Source organism: Streptomyces sp. NPDC107546, from assembly GCF_055639175.1.
In genome coordinates, this window is sequence record NZ_JBVKBA010000002.1 from 336,588 (window position 1) to 356,734 (window position 20,147).

Genomic DNA, 20,147 nt, shown 5'->3' on the forward strand with positions numbered 1-20,147 from the left:
GCCTCAGAGCCGCCCCGCCTCCACGATCCGGTGCAGGAAGCGCCGTGTGCGCTCCCGCTGCGGATCGCCGAAGACCTGCTCGGCCGTACCGCGCTCCAGGACCACGCCGCCCTCCAGGAAGCAGACCTGGTCCGCGACCTCGCGGGCGAAGCCCATCTCGTGGGTGGCGAGCACCATGGTCATGCCGTCGTCCTTCAGGTCCCGGACGACGCTGAGGACCTCGCCCACGAGTTCCGGGTCGAGGGCCGCGGTGACCTCGTCCAGGAGCAGCAGCCGGGGGCGTACGGCAAGCGCCCGCACGATCGCGACGCGCTGCTGCTGGCCGCCGCTGAGCCGGTCCGGGTACTCGGTCGCCTTGGTGGCGAGTCCGAGCCGCTCCAGCAGATCGCGGGCGTGCTCCTCGGCCGTCGCCCGGGCGACGCCGTGCACCCGGCGGGGGGCGAGCGTGATGTTCTCCAGGACGGTCATGTGCGGAAAGAGGTTGTACGCCTGGAAGACGACGCCGATCCGGCGCCGTACGGCGTCCTGGTCGACACGCGGGTCGGTGATCTCCTCGCCGTCCAGCCAGATGGCGCCGTCGTCGATCTCCTCCAGAAGGTTCGCGCAGCGCAGCAGCGTCGACTTGCCGGAGCCGGAAGCGCCGATCAGGGCCGTCACCGTGTGCGGGGCCACCTCCAGATCGACGTTCCGCAGAACGACCGAGTCGCCGAAGGTCTTGCGGACGGACTCCATGCGCAGCACGGGGGTGCCGCCCGGCGCACCGGATGTGGCATCGGACTTCTCGAGGATGTCGCTCACAGGTTCCCTCCCTGCGCCCGCCGCCGGTCCATCCGGGCGGTCACCCAGTCCGTGAAGCGGGTCATCGGGATGGTCAGCGCCACGAAGACAAGTCCCGCGACGATGTACGGCGTGTAGTTGAGGCTCCGGCCCACGATGATGTCGGAGGCCCGGACGGCGTCCACCGCGCCGCCGATCGAAACCAGTCCGGTGTCCTTCTGGAGCGACACCAGATCGTTGAGCAGGGGTGGCACTTGGCGGCGTACTGCCTGGGGGAGTACCACATGGCGCAGTGCCTGGCGGTTCGTCAGGCCGAGGGAGCGCGCCGCGGCGCGCTGTGAGGGGTGGACGGACTCGATGCCGGCTCGGAACACCTCGGCCACGTAAGCCGAGTACGTGAGTGTGAGCGCCGTTCCGCCGAGCAGCACCGGGTCGACGGTCACGCCCTGCAGCCGTAGCGCGGGCACGCCCAGGACCACGATCATCAAGTTGATGATCAGGGGCAGTCCGCGGAAGAAGTCCGTGTACGCGGCGGCCAGGACGCGCAGTGGGAAGAACACCGGCCCGCGCAGGGTGCGGGCGACGGCGATCAGCATGCCGAGGACGAGGACCGCGACACCGCACACCAGCAGCAGACGCACGTTGAGCCACAGCCCGTCGAGGACCTTCGGGAGCGCCTCGCGCGCGTAGTGCGCGTTGAAGAACGTCTCCTTGGTGCGCGGCCAGCCGGGCGCGTTGACGACGATCAAGTAGACGACGGCCGCGGTGACGAGCGTCGACAGTGCCGCGATCGCGGTGGCGCGCCGAGCGCGTGCGCGCTTGTGGCGCTCGCGCTCGATCCGCCGCTGCGAGGGGACGTACGTGTCGTCCCCGCCGGGCACAACCCCCGTACTCGGCATACCGGCTTCGCCGGAGTCCTCTCCGGATTCCTCCTCGATGACGGTCACTTGAGCACCGGAGCGTCGACGGCGTCGGACAGCCACTGCTTCTCCAGCTTCGCCAGGGTGCCGTCCTTGCGCAGGGCGTCCACGGCAGAGGTCACGCACGGGGTGAGCGCGCTGCCCTTGTCGAGGACGAGCCCGAACTGCTCGGGCGTCCCGCCCTGGTTCTCGAACTGGCCGACGATCTTCGCGTCGGTCACCTCGGCCGCGGTGATGTAGAACGCGGTGGGCAGGTCGGTGACGATGGCGTCCACCTGACCGTTCTTCAGTGCCGACTTGGCCTGGTCGTTCTTGGCGTACGCGGCCGGCTGCTGCTTCGGCTTCACCACGTTGGTGATGTAATCGAGGCTCGTGGTGCCGACCTGCGCACCCAGCTTGACGTCCTTCAGCTCCGCGATGCTCTTCGCGTTGGCGGCCTTGGAACCCTTCAGGGCGATGACGGCCTGGCGGACGTCGTAGTAGCCGGAGGAGAAGTCCACGGCCTTCTTGCGTTCGACACTGATCGACACCTGGTTGATGTCGAAGTCGAAGGTCTTCTCCCCAGGCGCGAAGGCTTTGTTGAAGGGGACGGTCTGCCACACGACGGCGCTCTGTTCGTAACCGAGTTGCTGTGCCACGGCGTAGGCGACGGCCGACTCGAAGCCCTTGCCGTTGGCCGGCTTGTCGTCCTTGAACCAGGGCTCGTAGGCGGGTTCGTCGGTCGCGATCGTCAGCTTTCCGGACGTCTTCGTGGCCAGCTTGCCCTTCGCGCACGTCTGGGCGCCCGCCCCGGAGGCCTTGGAGGAAGCGTTCTCCTCCGGCTGCGGGGCGCAGCCCACGGCGAGGGCGAGCAGGGCGACGGTGGCGCCGGACGCGGCGCGGCGCAGGGCGCGTTGGGCGAGATGCATGGCGGGAGATTGGCAGCGCGACACCCTGTTTGTCGAGGTCAGGTCAGCAACTGTCCGCATGGTGGGAACGAGTGTTGCATCTCTGTGAACGCTGGGGCGGAACGCGGGCGGGGGCCGCCGGTCGAGGGCGGGGATCGGGGGACCGGCGGCCCGTCACCGCGCAGGAGCCGTCATCCTGTGCGGGGCTGCTTCCAGTGGACTGCACCATTGGGCGCGCCGGGAGCGCGCGCACGAGACCGGCGCGTGCGAACGGTTCACACGGGGCGCGTGCGCCCGGCTGTCACGCCGGGCGCACACCAGCTGGGCCGTTCCCCAGCCGCGCGCGTGCCACGGCAGTTCACCATCCGCGGGCGTGCCACTCCGGCAGGTGCGGGCGCTCGTCGCCCAGCGTGGTGTCGTTGCCGTGCCCGGGGTACACCCAGGTCTCGTCCGGCAGGACGTCGAAGATCTTCGTCTCGACATCGTGGATCAGGCTGGCGAAGGCCTTCGGGTTCTTGTGCGTGTTGCCCACACCGCCCGGGAAGAGGCAGTCCCCGGTGAACACATGCGGGTGGCCGTGCGGGTCGTCGTAGACGAGGACGATCGAGCCGGGCGTGTGGCCCACCAGGTGGCGCGCGGTGAGTTCCACGCGCCCCACCCGGATCGTGTCGCCGTCGTCGACCAGGACGTCCGTCGGCACCGGAATGCCCTCGGCGTCGTCCCGGCCCGCGTACGTGCGTGCACCCGTGGCCGCCACGACCTCGGCGAGCGCTTGCCAGTGGTCGCCGTGCCGGTGGGTGGTGACGACGGACGCGATGCCGTCGTCACCGATCATGCCGAGGAGTGTCCTGGCGTCGTTGGCCGCGTCGATCAGCAGCTGCTCGTCGGTGGCGCGGCAGCGCAGCAGATAGGCGTTGTTGTCCATCGGGCCGACCGCGATCTTGGTGATCATCAGGTCCTTCAGCTCGTGCACATCCGCCGGGCCGCCGACCGTCACCTCTCCGCTGTACGTCATGTCCGCAGCCTATAGCGGCGAGGGGCCGCGGTGGCCGTCCGGGACCTACAGCGGCGGGAGCGTCGGCAGCGGTCCTCCCTCGGCCGTGAGGGAGGCTCCATCGCGGCGGCCCGAGAGCCAACCGAGCAGGTCGGGTGCGGGGCCCCGGACGGTGACCTCGGGCTCGGCCGCCTCGCGGCCCGTGCTCCACGCGCGCGTGCCGTCGGTGACGCGCGTCGGCGGCACATCGGGGTGTCCGGTGAACCGCTCCCCGAGGAAGTCGATCTCCCGCTCGACGAACTCCGCCGACAGGTCCTCCAGCTCGTACCCGATCCCGAGGTCGACATGGTGCAGTTCCACCTCGACCCAGCGCCTGAACGGCACCCGGGCCGCTTTGTCGGTGACCCCGTTGCGCAGCTCCACCGTGCGCGACCAGTCCGCGGGCGCGGCTCCCGCCTCCTGGAAGCGGGCCCCGCTCTCGAGCAGGTCGGCGAGCTGGACATCCAGGGGCCGTGGAGCGTCCCGTTCGATGTCGGCGTCCCGGGCTTCGGCCGAGACGTACATGGGACGCCCCTGCAGCGCGTTCACGAGGGCGTCCGCGTTGCGGGCGAGGTGGGCGAGGACATGGCCGCGGCTCCAGCCGGGCAGCCGTGACGGTTCGGCCACAGCGGCGTTGTCCAGTTTGGCGACTGCGGTGAGCAGTCGCTCCGTCGCATCGCGTACAGATGCCAGGTCGCGCGCGTGATCCATCATGACGCCGACCCTAAGCCCCGCCACTCCTTCGGGTGAAGGAGGCGGACCCGCCCCGCAAATCGAATGCACGTGCTATATGGTCGAGTGCGGCGTCGGGCATGCTGGATGGCCGGGGATTGTTGTGAACCCTGGAATCCGACCGGCGTTGTCAGTGGCTCCCCCTAGTCTGGGAATGCGGGGGCCTCGCCCCTGTCGCTTCTCTCAAGAAAGGTGCGGACCGGCGTGGCCGACCGTCTCATCGTCCGTGGAGCGCGCGAGCACAATCTGAAGAATGTCTCGCTCGACCTGCCACGCGACGCGCTCATCGTCTTCACGGGCCTGTCGGGGTCGGGCAAGTCCTCGCTGGCCTTCGACACGATCTTCGCCGAGGGGCAGCGCCGTTACGTGGAGTCGCTGTCCTCGTACGCCCGGCAGTTCCTCGGGCAGATGGACAAGCCGGACGTCGATTTCATCGAGGGCCTGTCGCCGGCCGTCTCGATCGACCAGAAGTCGACCTCGCGCAACCCCCGCTCCACGGTCGGCACGATCACCGAGGTCTACGACTACCTGCGTCTGCTCTTCGCGCGCATCGGCAAGCCGCACTGCCCCGAGTGCGGCCGCCCGATCTCGCGCCAGTCCCCGCAGGCCATCGTCGACAAGGTCCTGGAGCTGCCGGAGGGGAGCCGCTTCCAGGTGCTCTCGCCGCTGGTGCGCGAGCGCAAGGGCGAGTTCGTCGACCTCTTCGCCGACCTCCAGACCAAGGGCTACAGCCGGGCCCGCGTGGACGGCGAGACGATCCAGCTGTCCAGCCCGCCCACGCTGAAGAAGCAGGAGAAGCACACCATCGAGGTGGTCGTCGACCGCCTCACGGTGAAGGACTCCGCCAAGCGCCGCCTCACCGACTCCGTGGAGACCGCGCTCGGCCTGTCCGGCGGCATGGTCGTGCTCGACTTCGTCGACCTCCCCGAGGACGACCCCGAGCGTGAGCGCATGTACTCGGAGCACCTGTACTGCCCGTACGACGACCTGTCCTTCGAGGAGCTGGAGCCCCGCTCCTTCTCCTTCAACTCGCCCTTCGGGGCCTGCCCCGAGTGCACCGGCATCGGCACGCGCATGGAGGTCGATCCCGAGCTGATCGTCCCCGACGAGGAGAAGACCCTCGACGAGGGCGCCATCCACCCCTGGTCGCACGGGCACACAAAGGACTACTTCGGCCGCCTCATCGGCGCCCTCGCGGACGCGCTGGGGTTCCGGACGGACATCCCCTTCGCGGGCCTGCCGCAGCGCGCCAAGAAGGCCCTGCTCTACGGCCACAAGACGCAGATCGAGGTGCGATACCGCAACCGGTACGGGCGCGAGCGCGTGTACACCACGCCCTTCGAGGGCGCGGTGCCCTTCGTGCGGCGCCGGCACAGCGAGGCCGAGAGCGACGCGAGCCGTGAGCGCTTCGAGGGCTACATGCGCGAGGTGCCCTGCCCCAGCTGTCAGGGCACCCGCCTGAAGCCGGTCGTCCTCGCGGTCACGATCATGGGCAAGTCGATCGCCGAGGTCTCCGCGATGTCGATCAGCGACTGCGCGGACTTCCTGCGCGTGCTGAAGCTCGACGCCCGGGACAAGAAGATCGCCGAGCGGGTCCTGAAGGAGGTCAACGAGCGGCTGCGGTTCCTGGTCGACGTCGGCCTGGACTACCTCTCGCTGAACCGCGCGGCCGGCACCCTCTCCGGCGGCGAGGCCCAGCGCATCCGTCTGGCCACCCAGATCGGCTCCGGCCTCGTCGGCGTGCTGTACGTGCTCGACGAGCCGTCCATCGGCCTGCACCAGCGCGACAACCACCGGCTGATCGAGACCCTGGTCCGGCTGCGCGACATGGGCAACACGCTCATCGTCGTGGAGCACGACGAGGACACCATCAAGGTCGCCGACTGGATCGTGGACATCGGCCCCGGCGCCGGCGAGCACGGCGGCAAGGTCGTGCACAGCGGCTCCCTGAAGGAGCTTCTGGCCAACACCGAGTCGCAGACCGGTGCCTACCTCGCGGGCCGCAAGTCGATCCCGCTCCCGGACGTGCGCCGCCCCCGTGACCCGTCCCGGCAGCTCACCGTGCACGGCGCCCGGGAGAACAACCTGAAGGACATCGACGTGTCCTTCCCGCTGGGCGTGTTCACGGCCGTCACCGGTGTCTCCGGGTCCGGCAAGTCGACCCTGGTCAACGACATCCTGTACACGCACCTGGCCCGCGAGCTGAACGGCGCCCGGACCGTCCCCGGACGGCACACCCGCGTGGACGGCGACGACCTGGTCGACAAGGTCGTCCACGTCGACCAGTCGCCGATCGGCCGGACCCCGCGGTCCAACCCGGCGACGTACACCGGTGTCTTCGACCACATCCGCAAGCTGTTCGCCGAGACCACGGAGGCGAAGGTCCGGGGCTACCTGCCCGGCCGCTTCTCCTTCAACGTCAAGGGCGGCCGCTGCGAGAACTGTGCGGGCGACGGCACGATCAAGATCGAGATGAACTTCCTCCCGGACGTCTACGTCCCGTGCGAGGTCTGCCACGGTGCCCGGTACAACCGGGAGACCCTGGAGGTCCACTACAAGGGCAAGTCCATCGCCGAGGTCCTGAACATGCCGATCGAGGAGGCCATGCACTTCTTCGAGGCGGTGCCGGCGATCTCCCGCCACCTGAGGACGCTGAACGACGTCGGTCTCGGCTATGTCCGGCTCGGGCAGTCCGCGACGACCCTGTCCGGCGGTGAGGCCCAGCGCGTCAAGCTGGCCAGCGAGCTGCAGAAGCGGTCGACCGGACGCACCGTCTACGTTCTGGACGAGCCGACCACCGGCCTGCACTTCGAGGACATCAGCAAGCTGCTCAAGGTGCTCGGCGGCCTGGTCGACAAGGGCAACACGGTCATCGTCATCGAGCACAACCTCGACGTCATCAAGACCGCCGACTGGGTCGTCGACATGGGTCCCGAGGGCGGCGCGGGCGGCGGCCTGGTGGTCGCCGAGGGCACGCCGGAGGAGGTCGCCGGCATCCCGGCCAGCCACACCGGCAAGTTCCTGCGCGAGATCCTCGGCGCGGAGCGCATCAGCGACGCCGCCTCGGTGAAGGCACCGCGCAGGACCGCGGCCAAGAAGGCGGTCGCGGCCGGCTCGACCGCGAAGAAGACGGCGACGGCCAGGGCCGTGACGACCACCAACAACACGGCCACCAAGAAGGCCGCCACTACCACGAAGAAGGCGGCACCCGGGAAGAGGACCACGCGGGCACGCAAGGCCTGACACATCCCGAACGTGCGGTGCCCCGCGGGAGCTCCTTGGAACTCCCCGCGGGGCACCGCACGTCGCACAGGCGGCCGCCCTGCCCCTGCGGCTTCACGAACCGCAGGGGCAGGGCGGCCGACTCGTTGCCAACAGCTAAGCGCCCGCGAGTTCGGACGCGTAGGGCGGTTCCGCGCCGGCCCGGGAGCAGGTGATCGCCGCGGCGCGGGCCGCGAAGCCCAGCAGTTCCGTCCAACCGTCGGCGCCCAGGCTCGCCATGGCGGCGGGGGAGAGGGCTTCACGGGCGGCCAGGCCGTGCAACAGGGCCGCGTTGACGGTGTCGCCGGCCCCGATCGTGTCCATGACGTCGACCCGCACCCCCGGCACGGAGTGCTCCGCCCCGTCCCCGGTGTACGCCGTGATCCCGTCGCCGCCATGGGTGACCACCACGGCGGCGGGGCCGGAGGCGAGCCACTCCCGCGGGCTGCCGCCCAGCCACGCGGCGTCCTCCGCGGAGAGCTTGAGCAGCGAAACCGACGGCAGCCAGCTCTTGAAACGGGCCCGATAGGCGTCGGGGTCCGGGATCAGGCCTGCACGGATGTTCGGGTCGAGGGCCGTGAAAACACCCTGCGCCGCGGCGCTGCGCATCAGCTCCTCGTACGCGCTCGCCCCCGGTTCCAGGACCAGCGAGCAGGTACCGAACGACACGGCCCGCGTGCCCTCGGGAAGGCGCGCCGGTGCCGTGAAGAGCCGGTCGGCGGTGCCCTCGACGTAGAAGGAGTAGCTGGCCGAGCCGTGCTCGTCGATCGTGGCGGCCGCCAGCGTGGTCGGCTCGGTTCCGCGTTGTACGGCCGACACGTCCACGCCCGCCTGGCGCAGCCCGTCCAACAGGGCCTCCCCGAAGGCGTCGTATGAGGTACGGGAGCAGAAGGCGGTGGGGGAGCCCAGCCGGCCGAGCGCGACGGCGGTGTTGTACGGGCCGCCGCCCAGCGCCGGCTGCAACGGTGCGAGCGCGCCCCGGCCCTGCGGGACCAGGTCGATCAGGGCCTCACCGGCGACGACGATCACGAGAGGGTTCCCTTCTGGGACGGGGTGTCGGGACAGCCGCACGACGTGCGGTGGACGAACGCGCAGGGGAGCCGCAGGGTCCGGGAGGGACGGTCCGGCGCCTCGAGCCGGTCCAGGAGGAGCTGTACGGCCCGGGCGCCGATCTCCCGGCTCGGCTGGGAGACCGCGGTCAGCCGGGGGGAGAACAGATCCGCCCAGGGGAAGTCGTCGAAGCAGGCGAGCGCCAGGTCGTCCGGTACGGACAGGCCCAGCGTGCGCAGGGTGCGCAGCGCTCCGATGGTCATCGCGTTGTTGGCGGTGACCAGGGCGGTGGGCGGCGCCGCGAGCCTCAGCAGGGCGCCGGTGGCGCGCTCGGCGCCCTCGGCCGCGGAGTCGCCGTGGACCACCAGCCGCTCGTCGTACGGCAGCCCGGCGGCCGCGAGGGCGTGCCGGTAACCGCTGATCCGCTCGGAGGTGGTGCTGAGGCCGGGCAGGCCCGCGACAAGGCCGATGCGCCGGTGACCGAGCCGGACGAGGTGGGTGACGAGGTCGGCCATGGGTTCGGCGTTCTCGGCACAGACCTGGTCGAAGCGGAAGGCCGCGGCGGAGGGCTCGCCCGGCTCGGTCGCCTTTCCGGCCTCGGTAGCGTCCCCGGTCTCGACGGCTCGCCCGGCAGCCGCCTCCCCGTGGGCGCGGTCCCGGGTGGCCGTGTCCTGCCGGTGCGTGACCGTCGTGTCGGGGACGCCGTCGACCAGCCGGTCCAGGAACACGGTCGGCACGCCGTGCCGTCCCAGAAGGGCGAGGAGCCCGCGAGGGTCCGCCGAGGGCGCGACGATCAGGCCGTCGACGCGGCGCCCGTGCAGCAGCTCGACCACCTTGCGCTCGTGCTCCGGGTCGTCGTGCGGATCGGCGATGAGCAGGCTGTAGCCGTGTTCCAGGGCGGCGGCCTCCACACCCTGGACGATCTCCGTGAAGTACGGGTTGCTGATCGCCGACACGGCGAGCCCGATCGACCGGGTGCGCGAGGTCACCAGGGAACGGGCGAGGGTGTTCGGTGTGTAGCCCAGCTCGTCGATGGCGTCCAGCACGGCCTGACGGGTGCGGGGCAGTACCGGACGGGTGCCGTTCAGGACGTGCGAGACCGTCGCGACGGACACGCCCGCACTCCGTGCGACATCGGCCATGGTTGCCATCGGGTCCCCTCCTCGGCCGTCTTCCCTTCTCGGGCCGCCGGCGGCGAACGTATCTCATCCGACGGCCCACGTAAACGCTTGCGCAAGCGTTTACGTCGCTCGAGACACCCGGGGCTCGTCCGGCTGGGGGCTCACGCCTCGCCCCGTGGCCTGGCTGCCGCCCTGGGCGCTGCGGGTCTCCGTGCGCCGGCCCTGCGCCCCGGCCAAAAGCGGAATGGTCGGTGCCGCTATCGTCGGTCTGCCCACCGCCGCCCCGGCGGGGCCAACCCTGACCAGTGGAGATGCCATGCCCACCCGTCCCTCCGCGGCCCGTCGCACCGTCCTGCGGGGGGCGGCGCTCACCCCGGTCGCCGGACTCGGCCTCGCGGCCTGTTCGGTGGCCGACGAGGGCGGAACGGCACCGGACGCGACCCCGACCGCGGCTGTCGCGCTGGGCGCCGACAGCGAGGTCCCCGAGGGCGGCGCGAAGCTGTACCGGGACGAGAACGTGGTGGTGAGCCGCGCGGCGGACGGCTCCCTGAAGGCGTACAGCACGATCTGCACGCACGCCGGGTGCCCCATCAACAAACTCTCCGGGACGACGCTCGTCTGCCCCTGCCACGGGAGCGAGTTCGACGCCCTCACCGGCAAGGTGGTGCAGGCCCCGGCCACCGAGCCGCTGCACGAGCTGCCCGTCCAGGTGCGGAACGGCAGGATCGTGGCGGGCCCGGCGGCCTGAAACGCTCACCCGGCCCCGGTCAGTCCCATTCCCAGCAGATCCCCACGATCCCTGACCGCACGCGCGGCTCCACCAGGTGCACCGAGTGGTGCAGCCCGCTCAGCCGCAGCTCCTGGCGGCCGCTGCGCGGGGCGGCCGCGGACTGCTGGGTGAACCGGTGGCAGCGCACCGGCAGCGCCGTCTCGTCGAAGCGCACCTGGAGCGCGTACTGCCCGCCCGGCACGCGGAAGCCTCGGACGTGCTCCCAGGAGGTGCCCGCGGTGCCGTCCTCGAAGGCGTAGCGGAAGAGAAACGTATCGCCGGAGTGGAGTCGCGTGTCGAAGAGCAGCTCGGCGACCAGCAGGCCCGTGTCGTGGTGTCGGCGTACACGTCCCGTGCGGCAGTTCTCGAGGGCGTGCACCGCGATCCGCTCGGGGGCGCACCCCGGATCGCCGTGGTGAACGGCGACGTAGCGGTCCACGCCGTCCCGGTGGGCGCGCACGATGTGGTGCGACTCCCGCGCCAGCAGCTCCCGGCGTGATCCTATGCGCACGCGGTCGTGGTGGCCGATGGTGAGCAGTCCGTCGTCGAGTGGCGCCTCCAGCTCGGCGAGGAGCTGTTCCAGGACGCCGGAGGCCTCCACCAGGGCTCGGTACGAACGGCCCGCGGGACGGTCGGGACCGGGCTGCTCGGAGGTGGTGAGCAGCCGGATCAGGGACTCGTCCGGCAGCCGCAGGATCTCCTCCAGGGCACGCACCGCGCGCAGGGACTCGGGCCGCTGGGGGCGGCGCGCACCCTGCTGCCAGTAGCTCAGGCTCGTCACCCCGACCCTGACCCCGCGCCGCGACAGATGGTGCTGCACGCGCTGCAGCGGCAGTCCTCGGGCAGCGATCGCGGCGCGCAGTGCGACGTGGAAGGGGCCGCCGCGCAGAGCCGCCTCCAATTCCGCCGGGACGACGTCCGCATGCTGTGTGCCGTGCCGCATACAGGGGGGGCCTTTCTGTGAACGTGCGCGACGGCTGGTCAGACCGTGCGCAGGGTTGTGCCGGGTCGCCCGGGGCGTGCGAGGCTCGTTCACAAGCGAACCTCTCCGTTCGCGGCCCGAAGTTTCCCCGCATTGAAGCGTGTTGACCAAGCCCCGACAACATCTGATGCCGGCTCCTCGCCGGGCGGTGTCCGGAACGCGTTCGGTGGGACGGGCACGAACCCCGGCTCGTGGGACCGTGGGTGGCTGCGCGGCGGCGGAGGGTGCCCGACGTGCGACCGGCGTTCCGGTCGGACGGGCGCCGCCCGCCGACGGCCGTGGGCAGCCCCGGCGGGCCGCGGGGCGGATCGTCTCCGGTGGGGTGGCCGTCAGCCGAGACGTCCCGCTCGAGCCGGCCTCTGGCCCCCGGCCGCTGTCCACAGGGCGCCGCGCTGTCGGCCCCCGCCAGTAGGGTGTGAGACATGGCCGACCCCTCCAGCTACCGCCCCAAGCCAGGAGAGATCCCGGACTCTCCCGGGGTCTACAGGTTCCGTGACGAGCACCGCCGGGTGATCTACGTCGGAAAGGCGAAAAGCCTGCGTCAGCGCCTGGCGAACTACTTCCAGGACCTGGCGAACCTCCACCCGCGCACCCGCACCATGGTCACCACGGCCGCGTCCGTGGAGTGGACCGTGGTGTCCACGGAGGTCGAGGCCCTGCAGCTGGAGTACACCTGGATCAAGGAGTTCGACCCCCGGTTCAACGTCAAGTACCGCGACGACAAGAGCTACCCGTACCTCGCGGTGACGATGAACGAGGAGTTCCCGCGGGTGCAGGTGATGCGCGGCCAGAAGCGCAAGGGTGTGCGGTACTTCGGGCCCTACTCGCACGCCTGGGCGATCCGCGACACCGTGGACCTGCTGCTGCGCGTCTTCCCCGTGCGCACCTGCTCGGCCGGCGTTTTCAAGAATGCGGCCCGCACCGGCCGCCCCTGCCTGCTCGGCTACATCGGCAAGTGCTCCGCGCCCTGTGTGGGCCGGATCTCCCCCGAGGACCACGGCGAACTGGCCGAGGAATTCTGCGACTTCATGGCGGGCCGCACGGGGACGTACCTCCGCCGTCTGGAGAAGCAGATGATGGAGGCGGCCGAGGAGATGGAGTACGAGCGGGCCGCCCGACTGCGCGACGACATAGGGGCCCTGAAGAAGGCCATGGAGAAGAACGCGGTCGTGCTCACGGACGCGACCGACGCCGACCTCATCGCGGTCGCCGAGGACGAACTCGAAGCAGCCGTGCAGATCTTCCACGTGCGCGGTGGCCGCGTGCGCGGCCAGCGCGGCTGGGTCACCGACAAGGTGGAGGAGATCACCACCGGCGCCCTCGTCGAGCACGCCCTCCAGCAGCTCTACGGCGACGAGACGGGCGACTCGGTGCCCAAGGAGGTCCTCGTGCCCGCGCTGCCCGACCCGATAGAGCCCGTCCAGGACTGGCTCACCGGCCGGCGCGGGTCGAACGTGTCGCTGCGCATCCCGCAGCGCGGCGACAAGAAGGCGCTGATGGAGACCGTGCAGCGCAACGCCCAGCAGGCGCTCGCACTGCACAAGACCAAGCGTGCCTCCGACCTGACCACCCGCTCGCGCGCCCTGGAGGAGATCGCCGGCGCCCTCGATCTGGACAGCGCCCCCCTCAGGATCGAGTGCTACGACATCTCTCACCTACAGGGTGAGGACGTCGTGGCTTCCATGGTCGTCTTCGAGGACGGACTGCAGCGCAAGAGCGAGTACCGCCGCTTCCAGATCAAGGGCTTCGCGGGCCAGGACGACGTCCGGTCCATGCACGAGGTGATCACCCGCCGCTTCCGGCGCTACCTGGCCGAGAAGGAGAAGACGGGGGAGTGGACGGACGGCGAGGCGCTCACCGAGGACGACGGGCGGCCCAAGCGATTCGCCTACCCGCCGCAGCTCGTCGTCGTCGACGGCGGGCAGCCGCAGGTCGCCGCGGCCCGGCGGGCCCTGGACGAGCTCGGCATCGACGACATCGCCGTGTGCGGCCTCGCCAAGCGACTGGAGGAGGTGTGGCTGCCGAACGAGGAGGACCCGGTGGTCCTGCCCCGCACCAGCGAGGGTCTCTACCTGCTCCAGCGGGTCCGGGACGAGGCCCACCGCTTCGCGATCACCTACCAGCGCAGCAAGCGGACCAAGCGCCTCAGGTCGAGCCCCCTGGACGACGTGCCGGGTCTCGGCGAGACCCGCAAGCAGGCGCTGATCAAGCACTTCGGCTCGGTGAAGAGGCTGCGTTCCGCGACAGTCGACCAGATTCAGGAGGTTCCCGGCATCGGCCGCAAGACGGCCGAGACCATCGCCGTGGCCCTCGCCCAGGCGGCCCCGGCCGCACCCGCCGTCAACACGGCGACTGGGGAGATCATGGAAGAGGAGGAACCCGTTACGACGGCGGGTCCCTCCGGGGAACCCGTGCCCACGGGAGCCCCGCACGAGCGACGGGGGCAGGAGACATGACCGAGCACGACCACCACACAGAGGAACGACCGGCGCCGAACCAGCCGGATCGCACGGATCGCCCGGACCGCAGGGAGTCGGGCGAGGACCAGGGGCGGCAGCAGGCCGCCCAGGACAACGGAGCACAGGTGAGTACGGGCAGTGAAACGGCCGGGATCCCCGAGGCGGCCATCCCCGAGCTGGTGATCATCTCCGGCATGTCCGGCGCCGGCCGTTCGACGGCCGCCAAATGTCTGGAGGACCTCGGCTGGTTCGTCGTCGACAACCTGCCGCCCGCCCTGATCCCCACCATGGTGGAGCTGGGCGCGCGCTCTCAGGGCAACGTCGCCCGGATCGCGGTCGTCGTCGACGTCCGAGGCCGCCGTTTCTTCGACAACCTCCGCGAGTCCCTGGCCGACCTGGAGGCGAAGAACGTCACCCGGAGGATCGTCTTCCTGGAGTCCTCCGACGAGGCCCTGGTGCGCCGGTTCGAGTCCGTGCGCCGCCCGCACCCCCTCCAGGGGGACGGCCGCATCGTCGACGGCATCGCCGCCGAGCGGGAGCTGCTGCGCGAGCTGCGCGGTGACGCCGACCTGGTGATAGACACCTCCAGCCTGAACGTGCACGAGCTGCGCGCCAAGATGGACGCCCAGTTCGCCGGCGAGGAGGAGCCCGAGCTGAGGGCCACGGTCATGTCCTTCGGCTTCAAGTACGGCCTCCCGGTCGACGCCGACCTCGTCGCCGACATGCGCTTCCTGCCCAATCCGCACTGGGTCCCGGAGCTGCGCCCCTACACCGGCCTCAACGACGAGGTGGCCGCGTACGTCTTCAACCAGCCGGGCGCCAAGGAGTTCCTCGACCGCTACGCCGAGCTGCTGCGGCTGATCGCGGCCGGGTACCGCCGCGAGGGCAAGCGTTACGTGACCATCGCCATCGGCTGCACCGGCGGCAAGCACCGCTCCGTCGCCATGTCGGAGAAGCTGGCCGCCCGACTGGCCGCCGAGGGAGTGGAGACCGTGGTCGTGCACCGGGACATGGGGCGCGAGTGACCGGACGTACTCCGCGGCTGAGCAGGCTGCGCCGGGTGGTGCCCGAGGGCCGTGGCGGCCGGACGCGCCGCCGGGGCACCCAGCCCAAGGTGGTCGCCCTCGGCGGCGGTAGGGGCCTGTCCGCCTCACTCGCCGCGCTGCGGCGGATCACCGGCGATCTCACCGCCGTCGTCACCGTCGCCGACGACGGCGGCTCCAGCGGGCGTCTGCGTGACGAGCTGGGCGTGCTCCCGCCCGGGGACCTGCGCAAGGCGCTGGCCGCGCTATGCGGCGACGACGACTGGGGCCAGACCTGGGCCCGCGTCATCCAGCACCGCTTCCAGTCCAAGGGCGACCTGCACGACCACGCGGTCGGCAACCTGCTGATCGTCGCCCTGTGGGAGCAGCTCGGCGACCACGTCCAAGCCCTGGACCTGGTCGGCAGGCTGCTGGGCGCCCATGGCCGGGTGCTGCCCATGTCGGCCGTCCCGCTGGAGCTCCAGGCGCTGGTCAAGGGCCACGACCCGGAGCGCCCGGACGAGATCGACACCGTACGGGGACAGGCGACCGTCGCGCTCACCCCCGGCGAGGTGCAGTCCGTGCACCTGGTGCCGAACGACCCGCCTGCCGTCCCGGAGGCCGTCGAAGCGGTCCTGGACGCCGACTGGGTGGTGCTCGGGCCCGGGTCCTGGTTCTCCTCGGTGATCCCGCATCTGCTCGTGCCCGAACTCCTGGACGCTCTCATCGAGACGAAGGCGCGCCGGGTCCTCTCCCTGAACCTCGCGCCGCAGCCCGGAGAGACCGAGGGCTTCTCCCCGCAGCGTCATTTGGAGGTTTTGGGACGACACGCCCCTAAACTCGCCCTGGATGTGGTGTTGGCCGACCAGGCCGCCGTGCTCGACCGCGCCTTGCTGACCGAGGCCGCCCAGCGGTTCGGTGCCGCGGTCGAGCTGGCCCCGGTGGCCCGGACCGACGGAACCCCGCGGCACGACCCGGAGCTGTTGGCCGCCGCGTACGACCGTATTTTTCGGATGCATGGAAGGATCGGCCCATGGCGATGACGGCAGCGGTGAAGGACGAGATCTCCCGGCTTCCCGTCACCCGGACCTGCTGCAGGAAAGCGGAGGTCTCGGCGATCCTGCGGTTCGCGGGCGGACTCCACCTGGTCAGCGGCCGCATCGTGATCGAGGCGGAGCTGGACACCGCGATGGCGGCTCGACGGCTCAAGCGGGACATCCTGGAGATCTTCGGCCACAGCTCCGAGCTGATCGTGATGGCGCCCGGCGGTCTGCGCCGCGGCTCCCGCTACGTGGTGCGGGTGGTCGCGGGCGGTGACCAGCTGGCCCGCCAGACCGGCCTCGTCGACGGCCGGGGCCGCCCGATCCGCGGCCTGCCCCCCCAGGTGGTCTCCGGGGCCACGTGTGACGCGGAGGCGGCCTGGCGCGGCGCCTTCCTGGCGCACGGCTCGCTGACGGAGCCCGGCCGCTCGTCGTCCCTGGAGGTCACCTGCCCCGGCCCCGAGGCCGCGCTCGCCCTGGTGGGTGCCGCCCGGCGGCTGTCGATCGCCGCGAAGGCCCGCGAGGTGCGCGGCGTGGACCGGGTGGTCGTACGGGACGGCGACGCGATCGGCGCCCTGCTCACCCGCCTCGGCGCGCACGAGTCCGTGCTGGCCTGGGAGGAGCGGCGGATGCGTCGCGAGGTCCGCGCCACGGCCAACCGCCTCGCCAACTTCGACGACGCCAACCTGCGCCGCTCGGCCCGCGCCGCGGTCGCCGCCGGCGCACGGGTGGCGCGTGCCCTTGAGATCCTCGGCGACGAGGTCCCCGAGCACCTCGCGGCCGCGGGCCGGCTGCGCATGGAGCACAAGCAGGCATCGCTGGAGGAACTGGGTGCCCTCGCCGACCCGCCGCTGACCAAGGACGCGGTCGCGGGCCGTATCCGCCGACTGCTGGCGATGGCCGACAAGCGCGCCGCGGACCTCGGCATCCCGGGCACGGAGTCCAATCTCACGGAGGAGATGGCGGACAACATGGTGGGGTGACGCCGTAAGCCCAACAGGCCGGTGCCGGCGCCCATGTGAGCCGTCGGCACCGGCCTTTGTCCGTCCTTGAGGCGCCCTTGACTCGATCATGGATTGTCATGAGCCTGGCACCTGATTCGCCGCTGTGGCGAACCATCGCTAGGGGGATCCATGAGACACAGAGCGAGATCGATCCTCGCTGTCGGCACACTCCTGCTCGGTGGAGCGGGCCTCGCACCCATCGCCCAGGCACAGAGCGGGACGTCCTCACTACCCGACCCGGAGGAGGTCAGGGTCTTCCGCGCCGAGGTGACCCAGAAGCAGATACCCCTGCTGCTCGAGGCAGGCCAGGACGGTCATGAACTCGGCGAGCAGGTCACCGGCAGCGGCAGAAGTCCCGTCGAGGTCTACCTCACCGACCGGCAGGCCGGGAAGCTCAGGAAGCAGGGCGTCCGTCTCACCGAGCACACACTGTCGGCGAAGGCCGAGACGCGTGTCGAGAAGGCGGCCCAGGGCGTGTTCCGCCCGTACAGCGGAAGCGGCGGTCTGAAGGAAGAGATCGTCAGAACGGGCCGGGCCCACCCCGGTCTGACGAAGGTCGTCTCCCTCGGCAGGACGATCAACGGCCAGGACATTCTCGCGCTCAAACTGACCAGGAACGCGAGGAAGTCCAGGGACGGCTCCAAGCCCTCCGTGCTGTACATGTCCAACCAGCACGCACGCGAGTGGATCACTCCGGAGATGACCCGCCGGCTGATGCACTACTACCTGGACCACTACGCCACGGACAGGCGCATCAAGAAGATCGTCGACTCCACCGAACTGTGGTTCGTCCTGTCGGCCAACCCGGACGGCTACGACTACACGTTCAAGGACCCGGACACCCGTCTGTGGCGCAAGAACCTGCGGGACGTCAACGGTGACGGCGTGATCGGCGTCGGCGACGGAGTCGACCTCAACCGCAACTTCGCCTACAAGTGGGGCTACGACGACGAGGGTTCGTCCCCCCTGCCCACCAGCGAGACCTACCGCGGTGCGAGCCCTCAGTCCGAGCCCGAGACCCGGGCACTCGACAGCTTCGAGAAGCGCATCGGATTCAGATACGGCATCAACTACCACTCCGCCGCCGAACTGCTTCTCTACGGCGTCGGCTGGCAGGTGGCGACCCCGACCCCCGACGACGTCCTCTACAAGGCGCTCGCCGGCACCCCGGACAAGCCCGCGATCCCCGGCTACCGCTCGCAGGTGTCCTCGGAGCTGTACACCACCAACGGCGAGGCGGACGGCCACGCGTCCAACGTCAACGGCATGGCGATGTTCACCCCCGAGATGTCCACCTGCCAGACCGCGTCCGGCATCGACCCGAACGACGCCTGGAACGCCGCCGACTGCGAGTCCGTCTTCAACTTCCCCGATGACGAGAAGCTGATCCAGCAGGAGTTCCAGAAGAACGTCCCGTTCGCGCTCTCCGTCGCCGAGACCGCCTCCCACCCGGACCGGCCGTCCTCGTCGGTCGGCATCGACGCACCCGACTTCACCCCGGCGGCGTTCTCCACCTCCTACGCGCGCGGCGCCGACCAGGAAGTCTCCGTCGTCGCACGCAAGTCCGTACGCGGCAAGGAGCTGAAGTACCGCGTCAACGGCGGCCGCGTCCAGACCCGGGCGCTCAGGCCCTGGAAGGGTGGGGAGACCTACGGCGGCGACGACAACCTCTACTTCGACGAGTACCGGGCCGAGGTCCGAGGCGGCGACCCGGGTGACAATGTCGAGGTCTGGTTCACCGGCGAGACCCGCGACGGGCGGAAGACGGCCGGCAAGCACTTCACCTACACCGTGGCCGAGCGGCCCGAGGCGGACGTCCTCGTCGTCGCCGAGGAGGGCGCCAAGGCCGCCCAGGCCCAGACCTACGTCGACGCTTTGAAGACAGCGGGCCGCAAGGCGCTCGTCTGGGACGTCGCCGCCCAGGGGCCGCCCGACGCGCTCGGGGTGCTCGACCACTTCAAGGCGGTCGTCCACTACACGGGCGCGAGTGTCCCGGGCAACGCCACCCAGCTCCAGCTGCGCGCCTACCTCAACGAGGGCGGCAAGTTGATCGAGGCGGGGGAGCAGGCGGGCGGCGCCGTCGACCTCGGCGACGGCAACCTCTCGGACGACTTCAGCCAGTACTACCTCGGCGCCTACTCGCGTACGCCGACGCCGGGGGTCACCGGATTCGCCGGCTCCGGCAAGCTCGGCGGCATCACCGCAGGCCTCGGCGACGCGTCCGGCAACCCGCTGGACAAGGCCGGGGCGTACGCCGTCACGTCCGAGGAGCTGCCAGCGGACAAGTACCCCCAGTTCGCCAGTGCGGGGGCGGGCCTGTTCACCGGGGCGGCCAACCCGTACCAGCCCTACGCGGGCTCGTACATGGCCGCGGCCGCCCACACCGACAATGCCTACAAGCGGCTCACCCGCACCGTCGACCTCACCAAGGTGAGCGCGGCCGACACACCCGCCCTGCGCACCCGCCTGCTGTGGGACACCGAGCCGGGCTACGACCACGCCGTGGTCGAGGTCCACACCGTCGGGGCCGACGACTGGACCACGCTGGCGGAAGCCGGCGGCGCCACGAGCGACGCCGTGCCGACGGACTGCGATGCCGGGTTCCTGGTGGGCGAGCACCCCTGGCTCAAGCACTATCTGACCGTGGAGTCGGGCGGCTGCGGTGCGAAAGGCACCACAGGTGCGTGGCACAGCCTGACCGGCGCGTCCGACGGCTGGCGACAGGTGAGCTTCGACCTGAGCGCGTACGCGGGCAAGACGGTCGAGGTCTCGCTGAGCTACATCACCGACCCGGGCACCGGCGGCCACGGCGTCCTCGCCGACGAGGCCTCGCTCGTCGTCGGCGGTACGGCCGTCGAGACGGAGGGCTTCGAGACGTCCCTCGGAGCCTGGCACGTGGCGGGACCGCCCGCCGGCAGCCCGGCCGTTCTCAAGGACTGGGTGCGTACCGGAACCCTGTTCAGCACCTACGGAGCGGTCACCACGGACCGCACGGTGCTGCTCGGCTTCGGCCTGGAGCACCTGACCTCCGCGACCGGCCGGGGCGCCCTGATCGGCAAGGCACTCAACGCGCTCGGCGTCTGACGTCCG

The 20,147-nt window shown here is 70.8% G+C and carries 15 protein-coding genes; 7 read left to right on the plus strand and 8 right to left on the minus strand.

Annotated elements, in window-relative coordinates; all coding sequences use genetic code 11:
• Nucleotides 1-3 precede the first annotated feature (3 nt).
• The 5 genes from ACZ7L1_RS04090 to ACZ7L1_RS04110 form a co-directional block, all read right to left on the minus strand.
• Entirely contained in the window at nucleotides 4-732 is a 729-nt protein-coding gene (locus tag ACZ7L1_RS04090; RefSeq protein ID WP_471434225.1) for an amino acid ABC transporter ATP-binding protein, read from the minus strand.
• A gap of 62 nt (nucleotides 733-794) precedes the next feature.
• Nucleotides 795-1,724, minus strand: a complete 930-nt coding sequence (locus tag ACZ7L1_RS04095; protein WP_471433992.1) for an amino acid ABC transporter permease — start codon at nucleotides 1,722-1,724, stop codon at nucleotides 795-797.
• On the minus strand, nucleotides 1,721-2,605 hold the full coding sequence (locus ACZ7L1_RS04100) for an ABC transporter substrate-binding protein (protein ID WP_471433994.1): 885 nt from the start codon (nucleotides 2,603-2,605) through the stop codon (nucleotides 1,721-1,723). Before ACZ7L1_RS04100 ends, ACZ7L1_RS04095 begins: the two co-directional genes overlap by 4 nt.
• A 337-nt stretch (nucleotides 2,606-2,942) precedes the next feature.
• Entirely contained in the window at nucleotides 2,943-3,599 is a 657-nt protein-coding gene (locus tag ACZ7L1_RS04105; protein WP_471433996.1) for an MBL fold metallo-hydrolase, read from the minus strand.
• Nucleotides 3,600-3,644: 45 nt separating this feature from the next.
• Nucleotides 3,645-4,331 (minus strand): maleylpyruvate isomerase family mycothiol-dependent enzyme, encoded by a 687-nt coding sequence (locus ACZ7L1_RS04110; protein WP_471433998.1) that lies wholly within the window; start codon nucleotides 4,329-4,331, stop codon nucleotides 3,645-3,647.
• A 222-nt stretch (nucleotides 4,332-4,553) separates the two neighbouring features.
• Between ACZ7L1_RS04110 and uvrA the strand changes: the two genes are divergently transcribed.
• Nucleotides 4,554-7,592, plus strand: a complete 3,039-nt coding sequence (uvrA, locus tag ACZ7L1_RS04115; protein WP_471433999.1) for an excinuclease ABC subunit UvrA — start codon at nucleotides 4,554-4,556, stop codon at nucleotides 7,590-7,592.
• Between the two features lie 135 nt (nucleotides 7,593-7,727).
• Here uvrA and ACZ7L1_RS04120 read toward each other — a convergent pair whose 3' ends face one another.
• Together ACZ7L1_RS04120 and ACZ7L1_RS04125 are read right to left on the minus strand one after the other, a co-directional pair.
• Nucleotides 7,728-8,639, minus strand: coding sequence for a carbohydrate kinase family protein (locus ACZ7L1_RS04120; protein ID WP_471434000.1), 912 nt, complete (start codon nucleotides 8,637-8,639; stop codon nucleotides 7,728-7,730).
• Nucleotides 8,636-9,811 (minus strand): LacI family DNA-binding transcriptional regulator, encoded by a 1,176-nt coding sequence (locus tag ACZ7L1_RS04125; protein WP_471434002.1) that lies wholly within the window; start codon nucleotides 9,809-9,811, stop codon nucleotides 8,636-8,638. Before ACZ7L1_RS04125 ends, ACZ7L1_RS04120 begins: the two co-directional genes overlap by 4 nt.
• 286 nt (nucleotides 9,812-10,097) lie before the next feature.
• On the opposite strand from ACZ7L1_RS04125, the gene ACZ7L1_RS04130 reads away from it, so the two are divergent.
• Nucleotides 10,098-10,529, plus strand: coding sequence for a Rieske (2Fe-2S) protein (locus ACZ7L1_RS04130; RefSeq protein WP_471434004.1), 432 nt, complete (start codon nucleotides 10,098-10,100; stop codon nucleotides 10,527-10,529).
• 19 nt (nucleotides 10,530-10,548) lie between these two features.
• On the opposite strand, the gene ACZ7L1_RS04135 is transcribed toward ACZ7L1_RS04130, so the two are convergent.
• Entirely contained in the window at nucleotides 10,549-11,493 is a 945-nt protein-coding gene (locus ACZ7L1_RS04135; protein ID WP_471434006.1) for a hypothetical protein, read from the minus strand.
• Between the two features lie 461 nt (nucleotides 11,494-11,954).
• Between ACZ7L1_RS04135 and uvrC the strand changes: the two genes are divergently transcribed.
• The 5 genes from uvrC (at nucleotide 11,955) to ACZ7L1_RS04160 (ending at nucleotide 20,141) form a co-directional block, all read left to right on the plus strand.
• Nucleotides 11,955-13,988 carry an excinuclease ABC subunit UvrC gene (gene uvrC / locus ACZ7L1_RS04140; protein ID WP_471434007.1) on the plus strand — a complete coding sequence of 678 codons (2,034 nt, stop codon included), beginning with the start codon at nucleotides 11,955-11,957 and terminating at the stop codon, nucleotides 13,986-13,988.
• The gene (rapZ, locus tag ACZ7L1_RS04145) at nucleotides 13,985-15,016 is read left to right on the plus strand and encodes an RNase adapter RapZ (protein WP_471434008.1); all 1,032 of its coding nucleotides are present in this window, start codon (nucleotides 13,985-13,987) and stop codon (nucleotides 15,014-15,016) included. The genes uvrC and rapZ overlap by 4 nt, the downstream gene beginning before the upstream one ends.
• On the plus strand, nucleotides 15,013-16,056 hold the full coding sequence (locus ACZ7L1_RS04150) for a gluconeogenesis factor YvcK family protein (protein ID WP_471434009.1): 1,044 nt from the start codon (nucleotides 15,013-15,015) through the stop codon (nucleotides 16,054-16,056). Before rapZ ends, ACZ7L1_RS04150 begins: the two co-directional genes overlap by 4 nt.
• Nucleotides 16,047-17,036, plus strand: coding sequence for a DNA-binding protein WhiA (whiA, locus tag ACZ7L1_RS04155; RefSeq protein ID WP_103844738.1), 990 nt, complete (start codon nucleotides 16,047-16,049; stop codon nucleotides 17,034-17,036). The genes ACZ7L1_RS04150 and whiA overlap by 10 nt, the downstream gene beginning before the upstream one ends.
• A 150-nt stretch (nucleotides 17,037-17,186) precedes the next feature.
• The gene (locus ACZ7L1_RS04160; protein ID WP_471434011.1) at nucleotides 17,187-20,141 is read left to right on the plus strand and encodes a M14 family metallopeptidase; all 2,955 of its coding nucleotides are present in this window, start codon (nucleotides 17,187-17,189) and stop codon (nucleotides 20,139-20,141) included.
• Nucleotides 20,142-20,147 lie beyond the last annotated feature (6 nt).